The sequence below is a fragment of the Epibacterium ulvae genome (assembly GCF_018678075.1).
Lineage (GTDB): Bacteria > Pseudomonadota > Alphaproteobacteria > Rhodobacterales > Rhodobacteraceae > Epibacterium > Epibacterium ulvae_A.
Map to the genome: position 1 here is coordinate 1 of NZ_JAHHIR010000073.1, position 2,782 is coordinate 2,782.

Below are 2,782 nucleotides of genomic sequence, written 5' to 3' on the forward strand. Positions count from 1 at the left end.
GGCACGACGCTTGCACGCGTCACGGCTGGAGATGTTGACGGCGATGCGTTGTCGTATGAGATCACGTCTGGCAACGAGGATGGTCTGTTTGAGATTGACGACAGCGGTGCGATCACGCTTGCGGATGGGGCTTCGCTTGATTTTGAGGCTGCAGCGTTCCATGATCTGGAGGTCTCGGTTTCCGATGGCGCTGCGACCACCACGGCGGATGTGACCATCAATGTGGCCGATGTGGATGAGAGCCGCTCTGAGCTGATCGCCAGCACCGACCGTGCCTTTGGTGTGGACAACGGCTCGGGCTCGATTGGTCTGACCGGGACAGCTGACTATAGCTCGCAATTGCCGTTCCTGGACATCTTCAAATCCAGCCGTCCGGTCAAAGCCCACGGAGAGGAATTTGGTCAATACGATTACTATGAACTAGACGAAGCAGGCTATCTGGACGACAACGGCTGGCCCACCGAGATCCCCGAGGATGCGCCCACCATCGGCTTTATCTTTGCCGAAACCATCGGCCGCGAAGGCACCTATGTGTTGCGCTATGAGGGCGAAGGTGAGATTGACGTCCGTTTTGACGCCAATGTCATCAGCCGCTCAGAAGGTGAGATCGTCTTTGAACACGGCTCTGGCTCGTTTGAGGTCTTCTTGAAGTCCACCGATCCAAATGACACCGGCGATTACATCAAGAACATCTCCATCGTCAAAGAAGAGTACGTCGATCTGTATGATGCGGGCGCAACCTTCAATCCGGATGCGTTGGAGGTTCTGGCGGACTTCCGGGAATTCCGCACCATGGCCTGGCAGCGCACCATTGAATCACCGATTGAGACGCTGGACGATCTGCCCTCGCTGGATCAATCCTCCTGGGCCACGATCTATGGCGCACCGGTTGAAGCGCTGGTGCAATTGTCCAATGAAGCCGGCACCGATCTGTGGTTCACCATCCCCACCAAAGCCAATGCCGAAGTGGTGGAATATTACGCCACCTACATTCGCGACAATCTGGATCCGAACCTGAAGGTCACCGTCGAATATGGCAACGAGCTGTGGAACTACGGCTATCAAGACACCCATGATCTGCGCGCCGAAGCGATTGAGGCCTGGAACCTGGATCCGGGCGACAATATCGGCCGCTTTGCCTATGTGGCGTCCAAAGCTGCCGAGGTGGCGCTGACGTTCAAAGAGGTCTTCAACCAGGTGGGTGAAGATGAGCGGCCCCTGCTGCACAATACAATCGGCACCCAGGCGGCTGTGCCTTCGGTCACCGAAGCGCTGCTGCGGGCGGATGCGTGGCGGGAGAATGATCCCGACAACTTTATCCCACCGGAAGAAATCTTTGATTCCATCGCCGTTACCACATATTTTGGTGGCGTAACCCTGACACGCGATGAGCTGCGGGCGGATCTGATCGCAGCGATCGAAGATCCCAATGTGGACGCTCAGGCCTTCTTGTTTGAGAAACTGAACGACCCGGATTACCCGCTGTCGATCCCAGCCACCGGTGAATTCCTGCGCGAGCAGAAAGAGATCGCGGATCGTTACGGGCTGCAAGTCACCGACTACGAAGGAGGCGCGCACCTGCTGCACTTTGACAATACCAATCTGCCGCAGGAAACCGTCGAACAGCTGCAAGACTTCTATGTGGAATTCTACCGCAGCGACTATATGCGAGAGTTGTTCCAGGGCATCTGGGATATCTGGCGCGAAGTGGGCTCTGGGGCCTTCACCAACCACGGCAGTGTCGGCGAGCCGTCGCGGTTCGGCTTCTTCAGCTTCCTGTCGGATCTGAACGACACCAGCCCGCGGGCCGAATTCCTGTGGGAGCAAAACGCGAGCCAGGCGCCATGGTGGGAAGATCGCGGCGGCGAGCATTTCCAGCAGGGTGTGATTGAAACCGGCACCGACGGTGAAGATATTCTGATCGGCACCAACCAGGAAGACTATCTTGGTGGCGGTGCAGGCAATGACTACATCGTGGCAGGGATCGGCGACGATGGGGTCCATGGTGGCGACGGGATCGACACCATCCTACTGGCAGGCACCCGCAGCGACTACGACATCTATCGTGACGGCGATGCGGTGATCTTCCGTCATGCGGATGGCACCGACCGGGTGCTCAGCATTGAAGTTGTTGAATTCCAGGACGGTCAGATCTTTGCCATCGAAGACCTGGTCGGGGAAGCAGACGCATCCGGTGCCGCCCCTGAGGCCGTGGATGATGTTGTCAACGTCACCGAAGACGAGAACACCAATATCACCACTTTGCTGCTCAACGACAGTGACGCAGAGGACGGTGAATTGGTCATCGTTGAGGTGGGCGAAGCGGAACATGGCTCGTTGCGACTGGAAGCAGACGGCACCGTGACCTATATTCCCGACCCGAACTTTGTCGGCGAAGACAGCTTCACCTATGTGGTCTCGAACGGGTCCACCCGCAGCACGGCCACAGCGCAGGTCACGGTACACAACGCCGCCGATGCGCCAACGGTTATCAGCCGCCACCTGACCGTCTTTAACGAAGACTATCAGGCGGGGGATGTGATCCATCAGGTCGAAGCCGATGATCTGGACGGTGACGCGCTCAGCTACTCCATCGTGGACGGCAACGACCGCGGCCTCTTTGCCATCGACGCGGCAACCGGTGAAATCACCACCACCGCTGAGCTCGAAGAAGACGAAACCATCGGCATCGCCACCCATGACCTCGAGATCGAAGTCACAGATGGCGGGCTCGTCACCGAAACAACCATCACCGTCGAAGTTCATCAAGACGACAACATCA

General features: G+C 57.6%; 1 protein-coding gene. It reads left to right on the forward strand.

The window, feature by feature from the left end; translation table 11 throughout:
• A partial coding sequence (locus KMP13_RS15690) for an Ig-like domain-containing protein (RefSeq protein ID WP_215266927.1) occupies window positions 1-2,782 on the forward strand: 2,782 nt, incomplete at both ends.